Annotated in this window: 14 protein-coding genes; 9 read left to right on the top strand and 5 right to left on the bottom strand. The window is 73.8% G+C overall.

Going from position 1 to position 14,217, the window contains the following annotated elements; translation table 11 throughout:
* Window positions 1–107: 107 nt before the first annotated feature.
* The 3 genes from EES43_RS17100 (at window position 108) to EES43_RS17110 (ending at window position 3,907) form a co-directional block, all read left to right on the top strand.
* Window positions 108–1,979: a serine/threonine-protein kinase gene (locus tag EES43_RS17100; RefSeq protein WP_124269517.1), complete on the top strand. Its 1,872-nt coding sequence runs from the start codon at window positions 108–110 to the stop codon at window positions 1,977–1,979.
* Window positions 1,980–2,051: 72 nt separating this feature from the next.
* Entirely contained in the window at window positions 2,052–3,251 is a 1,200-nt protein-coding gene (mqnC, locus tag EES43_RS17105) for a cyclic dehypoxanthinyl futalosine synthase (RefSeq protein ID WP_124269518.1), read from the top strand.
* Window positions 3,252–3,256: 5 nt separating this feature from the next.
* Window positions 3,257–3,907, top strand: a complete 651-nt coding sequence (locus tag EES43_RS17110; protein WP_124269519.1) for an imidazolonepropionase-like domain-containing protein — start codon at window positions 3,257–3,259, stop codon at window positions 3,905–3,907.
* A gap of 27 nt (window positions 3,908–3,934) precedes the next feature.
* Here the strand turns inward: EES43_RS17110 and EES43_RS17115 are convergent, their stop codons facing one another.
* Genes EES43_RS17115 through EES43_RS17125 form a run of 3 tightly spaced genes read right to left on the bottom strand, consistent with a single transcriptional unit; the run spans window position 3,935 to window position 6,297 of the window.
* The gene (locus EES43_RS17115) at window positions 3,935–4,900 is read right to left on the bottom strand and encodes a DUF3152 domain-containing protein (protein WP_206430071.1); all 966 of its coding nucleotides are present in this window, start codon (window positions 4,898–4,900) and stop codon (window positions 3,935–3,937) included.
* Complete coding sequence (locus EES43_RS17120) at window positions 4,897–5,778, bottom strand: hypothetical protein (RefSeq protein WP_124269520.1); 882 nt, start codon at window positions 5,776–5,778, stop codon at window positions 4,897–4,899. Before EES43_RS17120 ends, EES43_RS17115 begins: the two co-directional genes overlap by 4 nt.
* Before the next feature lie 9 nt (window positions 5,779–5,787).
* Entirely contained in the window at window positions 5,788–6,297 is a 510-nt protein-coding gene (locus EES43_RS17125) for a SigE family RNA polymerase sigma factor (protein ID WP_124269521.1), read from the bottom strand.
* 217 nt (window positions 6,298–6,514) lie between these two features.
* Here EES43_RS17125 and EES43_RS17130 point away from each other — a divergent pair, with 217 nt between their 5' ends.
* A complete protein-coding gene (locus tag EES43_RS17130) occupies window positions 6,515–7,207 on the top strand; it encodes a demethylmenaquinone methyltransferase (RefSeq protein WP_124269522.1) in 693 nt (230 codons plus the stop codon).
* A 22-nt stretch (window positions 7,208–7,229) separates the two neighbouring features.
* Here the strand turns inward: EES43_RS17130 and EES43_RS17135 are convergent, their stop codons facing one another.
* A complete protein-coding gene (locus EES43_RS17135; protein WP_124269523.1) occupies window positions 7,230–7,760 on the bottom strand; it encodes a GNAT family N-acetyltransferase in 531 nt (176 codons plus the stop codon).
* A gap of 97 nt (window positions 7,761–7,857) precedes the next feature.
* Between EES43_RS17135 and EES43_RS17140 the strand changes: the two genes are divergently transcribed.
* The 3 genes from EES43_RS17140 (at window position 7,858) to EES43_RS17150 (ending at window position 11,525) form a co-directional block, all read left to right on the top strand.
* A complete protein-coding gene (locus EES43_RS17140) occupies window positions 7,858–9,141 on the top strand; it encodes a geranylgeranyl reductase family protein (RefSeq protein WP_124269524.1) in 1,284 nt (427 codons plus the stop codon).
* A 456-nt stretch (window positions 9,142–9,597) separates the two neighbouring features.
* On the top strand, window positions 9,598–9,840 hold the full coding sequence (locus EES43_RS17145) for a hypothetical protein (RefSeq protein ID WP_241192463.1): 243 nt from the start codon (window positions 9,598–9,600) through the stop codon (window positions 9,838–9,840).
* A gap of 395 nt (window positions 9,841–10,235) precedes the next feature.
* The gene (locus EES43_RS17150) at window positions 10,236–11,525 is read left to right on the top strand and encodes an MFS transporter (protein WP_124269525.1); all 1,290 of its coding nucleotides are present in this window, start codon (window positions 10,236–10,238) and stop codon (window positions 11,523–11,525) included.
* A gap of 97 nt (window positions 11,526–11,622) precedes the next feature.
* Here the strand turns inward: EES43_RS17150 and EES43_RS17155 are convergent, their stop codons facing one another.
* Entirely contained in the window at window positions 11,623–12,477 is an 855-nt protein-coding gene (locus EES43_RS17155; protein WP_124269526.1) for a C40 family peptidase, read from the bottom strand.
* 801 nt (window positions 12,478–13,278) lie between these two features.
* On the opposite strand from EES43_RS17155, the gene EES43_RS17160 reads away from it, so the two are divergent.
* The gene (locus EES43_RS17160) at window positions 13,279–13,638 is read left to right on the top strand and encodes an NADH-quinone oxidoreductase subunit A (protein ID WP_003967084.1); all 360 of its coding nucleotides are present in this window, start codon (window positions 13,279–13,281) and stop codon (window positions 13,636–13,638) included.
* 18 nt (window positions 13,639–13,656) lie between these two features.
* On the top strand, window positions 13,657–14,211 hold the full coding sequence (locus EES43_RS17165; RefSeq protein ID WP_124269527.1) for a NuoB/complex I 20 kDa subunit family protein: 555 nt from the start codon (window positions 13,657–13,659) through the stop codon (window positions 14,209–14,211).
* Window positions 14,212–14,217: the final 6 nt, after the last annotated feature.

Genomic DNA, 14,217 nt, shown 5'->3' on the forward strand with positions numbered 1-14,217 from the left:
GAGAAGGGGGAATGGTCCAGCCGTTTAGCGGTGACCCCGCAACGCGCGCCCCCTAGGCTTCGTTCGGAGTCCGGACGGTTCACAGGGTTCACGGGGGGAGTCCACATATGCAGCCGTTGGAAGCGGGCGAACCGCGCGCCGTCGGCGCCTACCGGCTGCTCGGCAGGCTCGGCGCGGGCGGCATGGGCCGGGTCTATCTGGGGCGCAGCGCGGGCGGGCGTACGGTGGCCGTCAAGGTGGTCCACCCGCACTTCGCGCTCGACGAGCAGTTCCGTGCCCGGTTCCGGCGCGAGGTGGAGTCCGCGCGGCGCGTCGGCGCGCAGTGGACCGCCCCGGTGCTGGACGCCGACCCCGACGCCCCCGTCCCGTGGGTGGCCACCGGCTACGTGGCCGGGCCGCCGCTCTCGCAGGCGGTCACCGAGCACGGCCCGCTTCCCGGGCACGCGGTGCGCACGCTCGGAGCCGGGCTGGCCGAAGCCCTCGCCGCCGTCCACGGCCAGGGCATCGTCCACCGCGACGTGAAGCCCTCCAACGTGCTGCTCGCCCTCGACGGCCCCCGGCTGATCGACTTCGGCATCGCCCGCGCGCTGGGCGCGACCGTCTCCCTCACCTCCACCGGGGTCTCCGTCGGGTCGCCCGGCTACATGGCGCCCGAACAGATCCGGGGCCACGACGTCTCGGGCGCGGCGGACGTCTTCTCGCTGGGCGCGGTCCTCATGTACGCGGCGACCGGCGCGGGCCCCTTCTCCGGCGACTCGTCCGCCGTCCTCCTCTACAAGGTGGTGCACGAGGAGCCCGAACTGGGCGGGCTGGAGGGCGAGCTGCGCGAGGTGGTGGCCGGCTGCCTGGCCAAGGACCCCGGCCGCCGCCCAGCCCCGGCCGACCTCGCCCGCACGCTCGCCCCCGACGGGGCCGCGTCGATGGTGGCGCGCGGCTGGCTCCCGGGCCTGCTGGTGCGCGAGGTCAGCCGGGCCGCGGTGGCGCTGCTGGACCTGGAGCCGCAGGACGCGCCCGTGGAGGAGTCCCGGCCGGTGCCGTTCTCCGGCGGCCCGCAGGACGCCGGAGCGCCGGACCCCCGCGACGGGCCCGCCGCTGAGGACAGCGACGCGGCGAGCGGCCCGTACGGGGAGGGCCGCGGCGGCGCGCGTCCGGCGTGGACCGGTGCGTTCGGGCCGCCCGTCGAGCCGTCGCCGTACGGTTCCCGCGACACGCCGTCGCCGTACGGCTTCCGCCCCGCCCCGCCGTCGGCCTCTCCCGGCGGGGGCGCGGCGGCCGGGCGGCGCGACGGCCGGTTCTCGGTCGCCTTCGGCGGCGTCCCGGAGGCCGCGGCCGTCGCCCGCCGCAACCGCCGGGTCAGCTGCACCGCGGCGCTGACCGTGGCGGGCGCGCTCGCGGTCGTCACCCTCGGATCGGGCCTGCTCGGCGACTTCCTGCCGGGCGGCGACCCGGACGGACGCCAGGGCGGCGAGGAAGCCGCGGGCAGGCCGTCCGCCCCGGCCTCCGTCTCGTCCTCCGCCTCCGCCTCCGCCTCCGACGAGCGGCCGACGCCCGATCCCTCCGACCCGTCCCGCGATCCGCCGGCCGCGGGCGGCGCCCAGGTGGGCGAAGTGCCGAAGGCGTTCGCCGGCACCTGGGAGGGGCCGCTGACCGAGCGGACGAGCGGTCAGCCGCACGGCACCCTGACCGCGGTGTTCACCGAGGGACGGCTGGGCAGCCGGGTCGTCCGGATGAGCACGACGATCTCCCGGCTCGGGGCCACCGTCACCTGCAACAGCGTCGGCTCCCTCACCTCCGGCACGGCGTCGGAGCTGCGCGTCCGTGAACGCACCGACCCGGACCGGCCCAGCACTGCGGGCCTGTGCACGAGCACCGACGCGGATCTGGTGTTCCGGCTCGCCGACGACCGGACGCTCCGCTACCGCTCCGACGAGCGCGCGGCCGGTCTTCCGTACGGGACCCTCACCCGGTCCCGCGGCTGACGGCGGCAGGGGCTGGCGTAGGCTGGATCGGTCCGAGGATCCGTAGAAGAACCGCCGAAAGGTGACAGCCCGGTGACCGAGAAGGCCGACCTTCAGCCCGTCCTCGACCGAGCCGCCGAGGGCGGTCGGATCACCCCGGAGGAGGCGCTCGACCTGTACCGGTCCGCGCCGCTGCACGCGCTGGGAGCGGCTGCCGACGCCGTACGCCGCCGCCGCTACGCCGGTACGGAGCACATCGCGACGTACATCATCGAGCGCAACATCAACTACACCAACGTGTGCGTGACGGCCTGCAAGTTCTGCGCCTTCTACGCGCCGCCCAAGGACACCGCCAAGGGCTGGTCCCGCGACCTCGACGACATCCTGCGCCGCTGCGCGGAGACCGTGGAGCTGGGCGGCACCCAGATCATGTTCCAGGGCGGCCACCACCCGGACTACGGCGTCGAGTACTACGAGGAGCACTTCTCCGCGATCAAGAAGGCGTTCCCGCAGCTGGTGATCCACTCGCTGGGCGCGTCCGAGATCGAGCACATGGCCCGGATCTCCGAGGTCTCCGCCGAGGAGGCCATCAGCCGTATCCACGCGGCCGGGCTCGACTCCTTCGCGGGCGCCGGGGCCGAACTGCTGCCCGCCCGGCCGCGCACCGCGATCGCGCCGCTCAAGGAGTCCGGCGAGCGCTGGCTGGAGATCATGGAGATCGCGCACGGCCTGGGCGTCGAGTCGACCTCCACCATGCTGATGGGCACCGGCGAGACCAACGCCGAGCGGATCGAGCACCTGCGGATGATCCGGGACGTCCAGGACCGCACCGGCGGCTTCCGCGCCTTCATCCCGTACACCTACCAGCCGGAGAACAACAAGCTGAAGGGCCGCACGCAGGCCACGCTCTTCGAGTACCTGCGGATGATCGCCATCGCCCGGCTCTTCCTCGACAACGTCGCCCACATCCAGGGCTCCTGGCTGACCACCGGCAAGGAGGTCGGCCAGCTGTCGCTGCACTACGGCGCCGACGACCTCGGCTCGATCATGCTGGAGGAGAACGTCGTCTCGTCCGCCGGAGCCAGGCACCGCTCCAACCGGATGGAGATCATCGACCTGATCCGCAAGGCGGACCGCGTCCCGGCCCAGCGCGCCACCACGTACGAACACCTCGTCGTGCACGACGACCCGGCGAACGACCCGGTCGACGAGCGGGTCGTCTCGCACATCTCCTCCACCGCCATCGAGGGCGGCACGGCCCACCCGGAGCTGAAGCTCCTCAGCGCCAACTAGCGCCGGTGCTGACGATCCACGCCGCGCCGCTGGTCCTGCCGGTCGGCGCGGCGGCCGTGGCCGGGGGCGCGGTCGCGGTGGACGGCGACCGGATCGCGGCCGTCGGCCCGCTGGACGAGGTCGTCGCCGCGCACCCGGCGGCCCGCATCCGCCGCTGGCCCGGCGTCCTCACGCCCGGACTGCGCCAGGACCGGGCCCGCGACCTGCTCACCCGCTGCTACCACCCCGACCCGCGCGAGGCCGACGAGCTGGGTGAACTGCCGCTGTGGGGCGAGGAGTTCGAGCGGATCGCGGCGACGATGGACGCGACCCGGCGGGCCGGCAGCGTCCGGCGCGGCCTCCAGCGGATGCTGCGGCACGGCACCACCCACCTCGCGGGCCTCGCGGACGGGGACGATCCGGTGCTGCGGACGGCCGTGGCCCGGTCCGGGCTGGGCCGGCTGCCCGCCGGTCCACCGCCCTCCGGCCCGCCGGACCTGGACCCCTTCGCGGGCGGCGGCGACCTGGCCGGTACGGCGTACGGCCCGCTGGTCGCGGGGGCCGGGGCGCACTTCGCGGTCTTCGACGTGCCCGACGAACCGGCGCTCCGCACGTCCGGCGCGTCCTCCTGCGTGGCGACGGTCCTGGCGGGCCGGCTCGTGCACCGCGCCCGCTGATCCGGGGCGTCCCGGACCCGCGCCGGATCACGGCACCTTCGGGCCTCCCAGGTACGTCCCCCGGCGGTCGTACGGCCAGGCGTTGGCGACGCAGCCCTTGAGCCCGTCGATCTGCTGCATCATCGCCGGGGCGGGCCGCCCCGGGCCGGGGCAGGTCTCGTGGCCCCGGCCGAGCCAGTGGCCGACCTCGTGGTTGATGATCAGCGCCCGGTAGCCGGAGACGGGGCCGTCGAACCGGGGCGAGCCGAGCAGCCACCGCTTCAGGTTGACCATGACCTCCTCGCCGCCCCGGCAGTTGACCTCGCCGCGCGTGTTCAGCCCGTACGAACCGCAGATCCGGTCCGTGGTCGCCGGAGTCGCGATCCGGATCACCAGCCCCGCCGACCTGTCGGCGACCTGCCGGAAGGAGCGCTCGCCGCCGTGGCTCCAGCCGCGCCGGTCGGCGAGGATCGCGGCGACCTCCTCGGCGGCCCGGTCCGGGTCGACGCCGATACCGTCCTCCACCTCCACCCGGTAGGCGCTGCCGGAGCCGGACGCCGTGACGCCCGCGCGGGCGACGGTGAACGTGCCGGGGCCCGAGGCGGGCACGTCCTCCGCCTTCGGCGGCGGGTCCTCGGCGGCTCGCGTCGGCGGCGGCGAGGAGGGGGAGGAGGCCGAGGCGGACGGGAGCGGCGGCGGGGCCGGTTCGGCGGACGGCGAGCCGATCGCCTCGACGGGCACCGCCCGCGCCGGGGCGTCCGCGTCCTGCCAGGGCCGCCCGGCGAGGACGGCGGTGAGCGCGCCGAGGGCCAGCACCGCGGCGGCGAGGCCCACCGCCCGGCGGCGGGTGCGCCGCCTCCGCCGCACCCGGGAGCGCGACCGGCCCCGCGCCCGTCCGCCGGGCGGGCCGGCCGGTTCGGGCCGCCGGGGCGGCGGGACGCGCAGCCGGAACGTGTTCTCGTCCTGAGCCGGTTCCTCGCGCGGCAGGGTGTCCGCCCGGTGGTTCGCCGTCACGGCGCTCCACCGCCGTCCAGCACGCCGTACGCCTCGGCGTACGCGACCAGCTCCCGGAACCGCTCGCTGCGGACGACGCCCAGCAGCTCGCCGACGGTGACGGGACGGGTCTCCGCACCCGGTGCCGCCGGGGACACCGCGAGCGTCACAGTGCTGCCGCGGAAGCGGTACTGGAGCGAGACCGTGGTGCCCGGCCGCCCGGCGACCGGCGGCCGGAGCGCCAGGGCGCGCGAGCCGTCGCCCAGCGCGAACGTGGCGCAGTCCGCCGGATCGGCCGCCGCGGGGCAGGACGGCGGCCGGCCGCCGGGGTCCCGGCGCACCGACAGGTGCACCGGGCGCAGGGTGCCGCCGCTGTCCGCCCGGTAGCCGAAGACGTCCCCGTCGACCGGCACGACGTTCCCGACCGCCGGGGGCAGCAGGGCTTCGAGCGTCGCGGCGGCCTGCCGCCGGAAGCTCTTCAGCCGCTCGGCCCGTTCGGCGGTGAGGGCCGCGGGCGGCGGCGACGGCGACGGCACCGAGGTGGGCGCGGCCGTCGGCGCGGGGTCCGGGGCGGAGGGCACGGCCCCGTTTCGCCGAGGGGCGGTGGGGGAGGCGTCCGGCGTCGGCGGCGAGAGGGAGGCGCGCGGCGGAGCGGCGGGCGGCGCGCCGGGCTCCGTGCCCGGCCCGGACTGGAGCCAGGGGCCCAGCACGGAGAGGCCCAGCGTCACCGCCGTGACGGCGGCGAAGGCGCTCCCGACGGCGAGGGCCCGGGTCCTGACCCGCCTCCGGTGGCCCTCCCGCAGCGCCTCGGGGACCAGGTCGGGCAGCGGGGGAAGCGCGTGGGCCGTCCGGTTCAGCGCGTCCCTGACGAGCTCTTCCGCGGGGGATTCCTGGGTCATGACCGGCCCTCAGCTTCCGGTGGAGTAGAGCTGGACGTCGCCCATACGGGCGCGCAGGCGGACGAGCGATCGCGAGCACTGGCTCTTGACCGTGGATTCGCTGCACCGCAGCAGCGAGGCGACGGTCTCCACGCTCAGGTCGTCCCAGTAGCGCAGGACGACCATCGCCCGTGCCCGGGGCGGAAGTTCGTCGAGCAGGGCGAGCAGCGTGATCCGCAGATCGGCCCCGGGCGCGGGATTGGGGTGCGGGAGGGGCGTGTCGCGGTGGTGGGCGAGCAGATCGCGCACGGTGCGGCGGCGCTCGGCCACGAAGGTGCGCACGAGCACCGTCTTGGCGTAGGCGTCGAGGTTGTCCGCCCGGCTCGCCCGCCGCCAGTGCTGGAACAGCTTGGCGAGCGTCGTCTGGGTCAGGTCCCGGGCGCCCTCGACGTCCCCGCACAGCAGGTAGGCCGTCCGGTACAGCCGCCGCTGCCCGGTACGCGCGTACGCCTCGAACGCGGCGCCGCTCCCGTCCGCCATGTCGGGCTCCGCCCCTGCCGGCATCCGCCCTCCCCTCTCCTCGCTGTTCCGCGCTCCGCCGTGGACCGCCCCGGGACGGTCTCCACCCCTTACAGAGTTCCGACGTGCCGAAAAGGTTGAAGACGAGTGAAGACCAGTTCGAAAAGGTGCCCGTCAGGGCGGGGCGACCCGGCGACCGCACCGGAGGACTCCGGGTCCGGGCTGCTTGAATGGGACGGTGACCCGAGCCTCCCTGGACAAGCAGCCGCACGAAGTCGCCTCGATGTTCGACGGTGTGGCGGCCAACTACGACCTGACCAACGACGTGCTCTCCCTGGGCCAGGCCCGGCTATGGCGCAAGGCGGTCGCGCAGGCCGTCGACGCCCGCCCCGCCCAGAAGATCCTGGACCTGGCGGCGGGCACCGCCACCTCCTCGCAGCCCTTCGCGCGCGCCGGGGCCTACGTGGTGCCCTGCGACTTCTCCCTCGGCATGCTCAGGGTCGGCAAGGAGCGCCACCCGTGGATGCCGTTCACCGCGGGCGACGGTACGAAGCTGCCGTTCCGGGACGAGACGTTCGACACCGTCACGATCTCCTTCGGACTGCGCAACATCCAGGACACCGACGCCGCGCTGCGCGAGCTGTACCGGGTGACCAAGCCCGGCGGACGCGTCGTGATCTGCGAGTTCTCCCAGCCGACCTGGGCCCCGTTCCGCACGGTCTACACCGAGTACCTGATGCGGGCGCTGCCGCCGACCGCCCGCGCGGTGTCCTCCAACCCGGACGCCTACGTCTACCTCGCCGAGTCGATCCGGGAGTGGCCCGACCAGAGCGCCCTCGCCGCCCTGCTCCAGAAGGCCGGCTGGTCGAAGGTCGCCTGGCGCAACCTGACCGGCGGCGTGGTGGCCCTGCACCGGGCCACCCGCGCCTGACCGCCGCGCGGCGGCCCCGGGCTCAGAGCTCCAGCCGGAAGCAGTACGCCTCCTGCCCGGGGCGCGGCGTGGTGTACGACTCGGCGCGGCGCATGCCCAGCCGCTCCGCCACCGCGATCGACCGGGCGTTGCGCGCGTCGATCATCGCGACCACCTCCGCCACCCCCGCCGCCCGCAGCCGCTCCAGCGTGGTGCGGGCGGCGGCGCCGGCGTACCCCCGGCCCCAGGCGGCGGGCGCCAGCCGCCAGCCGATCTCGATCGCGCCGACCGGACCGTAGTGCGTGTGCGGCCAGGGCTGCGCGCCGGTGAAGCCGAGCACGGCGTCCTCCTCGTCGGTGACGGTCCACAGGCAGTAGCCCAGCTCGGCGTCGTGCCGCCGCTGTCGCGCGGTCAGCTCCTCGTAGGCCGAGAACTCCGCGCTCCGGCCGCCGAAGAACTCCATCACCCGGGGGTCGTCGAAGAGGCGGTGCCAGGTCAGAGCGTCCTCGTCCGTCGGGACGCGGAGGCGTACGGCGGGGGCCGGGGCGGTGGGCGGGACGGGCGCGGTCGACATGTGGGAGCCCTTCGGAGGGTTGGTCTACAGGCCCCCATAGACTGCACGGGACCTGTGCCGCGCGGCACGCGAATTCGAGTCTTCGGGAGATCCGACCGTGACCGAGCCCCTCTCCGAGTACAGCGCGGACGTGATCGTCGTCGGAGCGGGCCCAGCCGGCTCCGCGACCGCGTACTACCTGGCCAAGGCCGGACTGGACGTCCTGCTGCTGGAGAAGACCGCCTTCCCCCGGGAGAAGGTCTGCGGCGACGGCCTCACGCCCCGCGCCACCAAGGAGCTCGTGTCGATGGGGATCGACATCTCCGAGGAGGCGGGCTGGCTGCGCAACAAGGGCCTGCGCATCATCGGCGGCGGTGTGCGCCTCCAGCTGGACTGGCCGGATCTCGCCTCCTACCCGGACTACGGACTGGTCCGCAAGCGCGACGACTTCGACGAGCAGCTGGCCCGGCAGGCGCAGAAGGCCGGCGCCCGGCTGTACGAGCGCTGCAACGTGGGTGCGCCGATCCGGGACGCGCGCACCGGCCGCATCACCGGCGTCGAGGCCAGGCTCGGCGAGGAGAAGACCCCGGTCGCCTTCCACGCCCCGCTCGTCGTCGCCGCCGACGGCAACTCCACCCGGCTCTCCCTCGCCATGGGCCTGCACCGCCGCGAGGACCGCCCCATGGGCGTGGCCGTGCGCACGTACTTCACCTCGCCCCGCCACGACGACGACTACCTGGAGTCGTGGCTGGAGCTGTGGGACCGGCGCGGCGCCGAGGACCGGCTGCTGCCCGGCTACGGCTGGATCTTCGGCATGGGCGACGGCACCTCGAACGTCGGCCTGGGCATCCTCAACTCCTCCTCCGCCTTCAAGGAGCTGGACTGGCGCGAGGTCCTCAAGGCGTGGTGCGCCTCCATGCCGGAGGACTGGGGCTACACCCCGGAGAACATGACGACCCCGATCCGGGGCGCGGCGCTCCCGATGGCGTTCAACCGGCAGCCGCACTACACCAAGGGCCTGCTGCTGGTCGGCGACGCGGGCGGCATGGTCAACCCGTTCAACGGCGAGGGCATCGCGTACGCCATGGAGTCGGGCCGGATCGCGGCCGACGTCATCGTCCAGGCCCACGCCCGCGCCACCCCGGCCCAGCGCGAACTGGCGCTGAACAACTACCCGAAGGTGCTCAAGGAGACCTACGGCGGCTACTACACGATGGGCCGCGCCTTCGTGAAGCTGATCGGCAACCCGAAGATCATGAAGGTGGCCACCCAGCGCGGCCTGACGCACCCGCTGCTGATGAAGTTCACGCTCAAGATGCTGGCCAACCTGACCGACCCGACCGGCGGCGACGCGATGGACCGCATCATCAACGGCCTGTCCAAGGTGGCCCCGAGGGCCTGATCCACCCGGGGCGTCCGTGGGCCCGTGACCGTGCGGTGGGCCGTCCTGCCGACGTCCGTCCCGTCATCTCCGCTTCGCGGCCACCGGCCTCTCCCACCCCGCGGTGCGGGGTGGAAGAGGCTCGCTGGGTGATGAGGTCCGGGTCAGACGCGTCCTGGTCCGGTGCGAGGGCTGGAGCAGGTGTCGCGGCCGGTGCCGCCGTCGTCGGCGTTGGTTCCGGTTCCGCCGGCGAGGGTGTCGCCGCCGGGCAAATCATCGGCCGCCGGCGTGATCGTGTGCGATGATTTGCGCGCCTCCCCCGGTCGTCGGCACTCCCGGACCGGCCGGGGCCGCCCCCGCCCGCAGCTGCGGCATGCGGCGCCCACGTTCTCTTCCGACGCGCGCCCACATCGAACGCAGGCCGGCGGGTACGGAACAAGCCGATACAGCGCTGCTCGACCCCAAGGACAGACAGCCATGACCACCGCCTCCCTGCCCCGGAAGTCCTCCCGTCCGGAACCGGCACGTCCGGCCGCCGCGGACGCTTTCGCCGCCGCGCCGCCGCAGCACCACGGGCTCTTCCTGGAGCCCCGCTTCGCCGCGGAGCTGACCTCGCCCGACGACGACGAGGACCTGGAGTCCCTGTACGACGCGCCGCCCGCGCCCACCACCTCCGCGCGGGAGCCCGAGCGGACCAACCGCCGCCCCCGCCGCCGCTGACCCGGCCGGGGCCGTCCGGGCGGTATCCGGTGGAGACGCCGCCGCCCCGTCCGGTAGCCTCACCTCCCATGTCCAGCCCCGAGTCCGACAGACTCCGGCCGCCGGTGCGCCGGTGGCCGAGCCTTCGCTGAGCGTCGCCGGGTGACCCGTCGGGTCACCGGCCGGTCTCCGCACGGCTCCGTCGCCCCCGGACCACCGCGGGTACGGGCCGTTCCCACCCCGCGTACGCGCTGAAGCGCCGCCGTACGCCGGGTTCGCGCCCCGGTCTCGGACCGGGCGTTCTCCGCGTCGCGTCCGCCGGCTCTCCACGCCGGCGCGTGCCACGGGCGCGGCCCGCATCCCCGCACACCGGTCTGTCTGTCCATCGACGGTTCCGTCCAAGGGGTGGGTCACCCATGCCATTCGCCGTATACGTCCTGGGCCTCGCGGTCTTCGCCCAGGGCACCTCCGAGTTCATGCTCTCCGGACTGGTCAGCGCCATCGCCGCCGACCTGGACGTCTCCCTCTTCGCCGCCGGCCTCCTCACGTCCGCCTTCGCCGTCGGCATGGTCGTCGGCGCGCCGCTGACGGCTCTCCTCTGCCGGAGCCGGCCCCGGCGGCGGGCCCTGCTGCTCTTCCTCGCCGTCTTCGTCGCCGTCCACGTCGTCGGCGCGCTGACCCCGCACTACGAGGTCCTCCTGGCTACCCGCTTCGTCGCGGCCCTCGCCAACGCGGGCTTCTGGGCGGTGGCCCTGACGACGGCGGTCTCGCTGGTACCCGAGCGGTCGGCGGGGCGGGCCACCGCCGTGGTCGTCGGCGGGGTGACGGTGGCCTGCGTGGTCGGCGTACCGGCCGGTGCGGTGCTGGGCGAGCAGTGGGGCTGGCGGTCGGCGTTCTGGGCCGTCGCCGCGGTCTCGCTGCCCGCCGCCCTCGCGATCCTCCGGGGCGTCCCGGGCGACCGGCGCGGCCGGGCGGCCGGAGCCGACGCCGGAGCCGACGCCGGAGCCGACGCCGGAGCCGACGCCGGAGCCGGGGGCGGCGTCCTGGCAGCCGCTCCCGCGGGTGGCCCGGTGGATGTCCCGGCACGCGTCTCCGTACGGGACGAGCTGCGGGTGCTGACCGGGGCGGGGCTGCGGCCGACCCTGCTCGTGATGGCGCTGGTGCAGGGGGCGACCTTCTGCGCGTTCTCGTATCTGGAGCCGCTTCTCACCCGGGAGAGCGGGCTGGACGCCGTCTGGGTGCCCGTGGCTCTCGCGCTGTTCGGGGCGGGCGCGTTCCTGGGCGTCACCGCGGCGGGCCGGCTCGCCGCCGGTCCGCGTCCCGTCGTCGTCATCGCCTGCGGCATGGCCGCCCTGACGCTCGGCTGGTGCGTGCTGGCCCTGGCGGCGGGCAGCCCGGTCGCGGCCCTGGCGCTGGTCGCGCTCCTCGGGATGTTCGCCTTCGGCACGGGGACCGCCCTGATCACGCGCGTCCTCACGTCGGCGTCCGGGGCCCCGACCCTGGCGGGAGCCTTCTGCACGGCCGCGTTCAACCTGGGGGCGGCGGTGGGCCCGTGGGCCGGCGGGCTGGCCCTGGACGCCGGATTCGGCTACCGGGCCCCCGTGTGGGTGAGCGCGCTGCTGATGGGCCTGGCCCTGCTCGCCGCCGGGGCGCGCCGGGCGCGGTCGGGGCTGGGACCGGGGCGGCGGGCGTCGGAAGCCGCCTGAGCCGGCCGCCGCGCGGCGTGGAGGCGGCACGGCCGAGGGCCGCCGCTCCCGAGCGGGGGAGCGGCGGCCCTCGGCGGTGTTCCGGGGTGCTTGTGAATCAGAGAACGCGGACCGCGCCGGTGGGCGGGTCGTAGTCCATGGACCGCTGGACGGTGCCGGTGCTGGAGTTCTGCGCGCCGACGAACTCGCCGCCGCCGATGTAGACCGCCACGTGGTACGCGTTGCCCGCGCTGCCCCAGTAGAGGATGTCGCCCGGCTGGATGGAGTCCAGGGAGACCGGGGTTCCGGCGGTCGACTGCGACTGCGAGACGCGCGGCAGGTCGACGCCCACCGTGCGGAACGCGGCCTGGACCAGACCGGAGCAGTCCCACGAGTTGGGGCCGGTGCCGCCGGCCACGTAGGCGTCGCCGACCTGCGCCTTGGCGAACGCCACGACGGAGGCCGCGGAGCCGGACGCGTTCGAGGAGGGGGCGGGGTCGGACGCGGACGTGCCCGAGGAGGAGCCCGAGGAGCCGGCGGAGGCGCTGAGATTGGTGCGCTCGGCGCTGCGGGAGGCGCGCTCGGCGGCCTCCGCCTCCGCCTCCGCCTTGGCCTTGGCCTTGGCGGCGGCCTCGGCCTTCTTCTGGGCCTCGGCCTTGCGGACGGCCTCGGCCTTCGCCTTCTTGGCCTTCTTCGCGGCGCTCTCGGCGGCGGCGTCCTCGTCGGCCTGCGCCTCCAGGTCCAGGGCGACCTGCTGGGTGGCCTGCGCGGAGGCGGCGACGGCGGTGGAGAACCCGGAGGTGATGGTGGGCATCTCGATGGTCTGGGTCACCGGCTCGGCCTGGGCCGGACCGGCGGCACCCGCGACTGCGATGGTGCTGAGGACGCCACCGGCAACTCCGGCTCGCAGGGCCGACTTCGAGGCGCGCTGGCGGGGCTTCCGGTGGCTGGGTATGTGAGCGGTGTGGGACATGGGTACTAGCGCTATCAGGGCTGTAGGGGTCCCATCAAGAAACGTGTGTTGCGACACAGTTACGTTCGGAATCTGTGAATCCGCTTTCCGTGCGCCTTTATTGACGCCCTAACGGGCAAAACGGGCAGACGCGAACAGGGCCGTGATCACTGCCTTTCGGTAATACGCCCGAATTGCCCGGCGCTTACCATCCGTTCACACTGATGGCCAAGCCCGCTTTTGCGCCAGGAGTGCCTGCGGTGACGCAGGTCACAGTGCGGGCCGAGTGGCGGCGGGCGCCCTCGCGTTCGTGACGCGCGGGGCGGACGAGGCGGCCGGGAGCGGTCCGGTGCGGCCGTGCGCGCCGCTCGGCCGGAGCGCGTGTCCGGCCATCCGGAACTTCGTGAATGCGTGCACATGTCCCGCTCGCTCCCGCCGTGCCGCCCGTCCGGGTGAGGGCGGCAGGGATCGGTTCCCTTATCACCTCGGGGCGGTCCATCGCCAATTTGCTTGTACAGGCTGTCAATTGATAGCGCGCCACGCCCTTGACCAGCGGTAACACCGTCGAATGTCACGTCTCGTGATCACTCGGCCGCTTCGCGTACGAAGATCACCGCTCATACGACTTCATGATCCTTCGTCAGGTGGTGGAGATCACAAAGACGTTGCTGCACCCCGTGTCGCAGATCACAGGGCGGCAGGCATAGGATGCGGGGCAGTCGGGCTTGTGAACTGCCTCACATGTGCACGATCTTGGTGAGGCGGCGAGCCGGTCGCCCGATGCGGTCCAACGGTCAAGGACGACTGGAAGGAGCGAGGAGCGTGAATGCCTACGCGCCCATCCTCGTGCTCGGCGCCCTCGGGGCAGGGTTTGCGATCTTCTCCGTGGTCATGGCCACGCTTATCGGCCCCAAGCGGTACAACCGGGCAAAGCTCGAAGCGTACGAGTGCGGTATCGAACCCACGCCGACGCCGGCCGGCGGCGGTCGCTTTCCCATCAAGTACTACCTGACGGCGATGCTGTTCATCGTCTTCGACATCGAGATCGTCTTCCTCTATCCCTGGGCGGTCTCCTTCGACGCCCTCGGGATCTTCGGGCTCGTGGAGATGCTGCTCTTCGTGCTCACCGTCTTCGTCGCCTACGCGTATGTCTGGCGTCGCGGCGGCCTGGAATGGGACTGAGGGGCTGAGGGGCACACCATGGGACTCGAAGAGAAGCTGCCGAGCGGCTTTGTGCTGACCACGGTCGAGCAGGCGGCCGGCTGGGTGCGGAAGTCCTCCGTCTTCCCGGCCACGTTCGGCCTCGCCTGCTGCGCCATCGAGATGATGACGACCGGCGCGGGCCGCTACGACCTGGCCCGGTTCGGGATGGAGGTCTTCCGCGGATCGCCGCGGCAGGCGGACCTGATGATCGTCGCCGGACGGGTCAGCCAGAAGATGGCGCCCGTGCTGCGCCAGGTCTACGACCAGATGCCGAACCCCAAGTGGGTCATCTCCATGGGGGTTTGCGCATCATCGGGCGGAATGTTCAACAATTACGCCATTGTGCAGGGTGTTGATCACATTGTTCCGGTGGACATCTATCTGCCGGGATGCCCGCCGCGTCCCGAGATGCTGATGGACGCCATTCTCAAGCTCCACCAGAAGATCCAGAGCTCCAAGCTCGGGGTCAACGCGGAGGAGGCCGCCCGCGAGGCCGAGGAAGCGGCTCTCAAGGCGCTGCCCCTGATCGAGATGAAGGGCCTGCTGCGGTGAGCGACC

It is taken from the genome of Streptomyces sp. ADI96-02, assembly GCF_003846185.1.
Classification (GTDB): Bacteria; Actinomycetota; Actinomycetes; order Streptomycetales; family Streptomycetaceae; genus Streptomyces.

Excerpts from the sequence above, each read along its gene's own strand:
- EES43_RS17120 (WP_124269520.1), bottom strand. The coding sequence starts at position 5,778 with ATGACCCAGGAATCCCCCGCGGAAGAGCTCGTCAGGGACGCGCTGAAC.
- EES43_RS17135 (WP_124269523.1), bottom strand. The coding sequence starts at position 7,760 with ATGTCGACCGCGCCCGTCCCGCCCACCGCCCCGGCCCCCGCCGTACGC.
- EES43_RS17150 (WP_124269525.1), top strand. The coding sequence starts at position 10,236 with ATGCCATTCGCCGTATACGTCCTGGGCCTCGCGGTCTTCGCCCAGGGC.
- EES43_RS17165 (WP_124269527.1), top strand. The coding sequence starts at position 13,657 with ATGGGACTCGAAGAGAAGCTGCCGAGCGGCTTTGTGCTGACCACGGTC.
- EES43_RS17155 (WP_124269526.1), bottom strand. The coding sequence starts at position 12,477 with ATGTCCCACACCGCTCACATACCCAGCCACCGGAAGCCCCGCCAGCGC.
- EES43_RS17125 (WP_124269521.1), bottom strand. The coding sequence starts at position 6,297 with ATGGCGGACGGGAGCGGCGCCGCGTTCGAGGCGTACGCGCGTACCGGG.
- EES43_RS17145 (WP_241192463.1), top strand. The coding sequence starts at position 9,598 with ATGACCACCGCCTCCCTGCCCCGGAAGTCCTCCCGTCCGGAACCGGCA.
- EES43_RS17100 (WP_124269517.1), top strand. The coding sequence starts at position 108 with ATGCAGCCGTTGGAAGCGGGCGAACCGCGCGCCGTCGGCGCCTACCGG.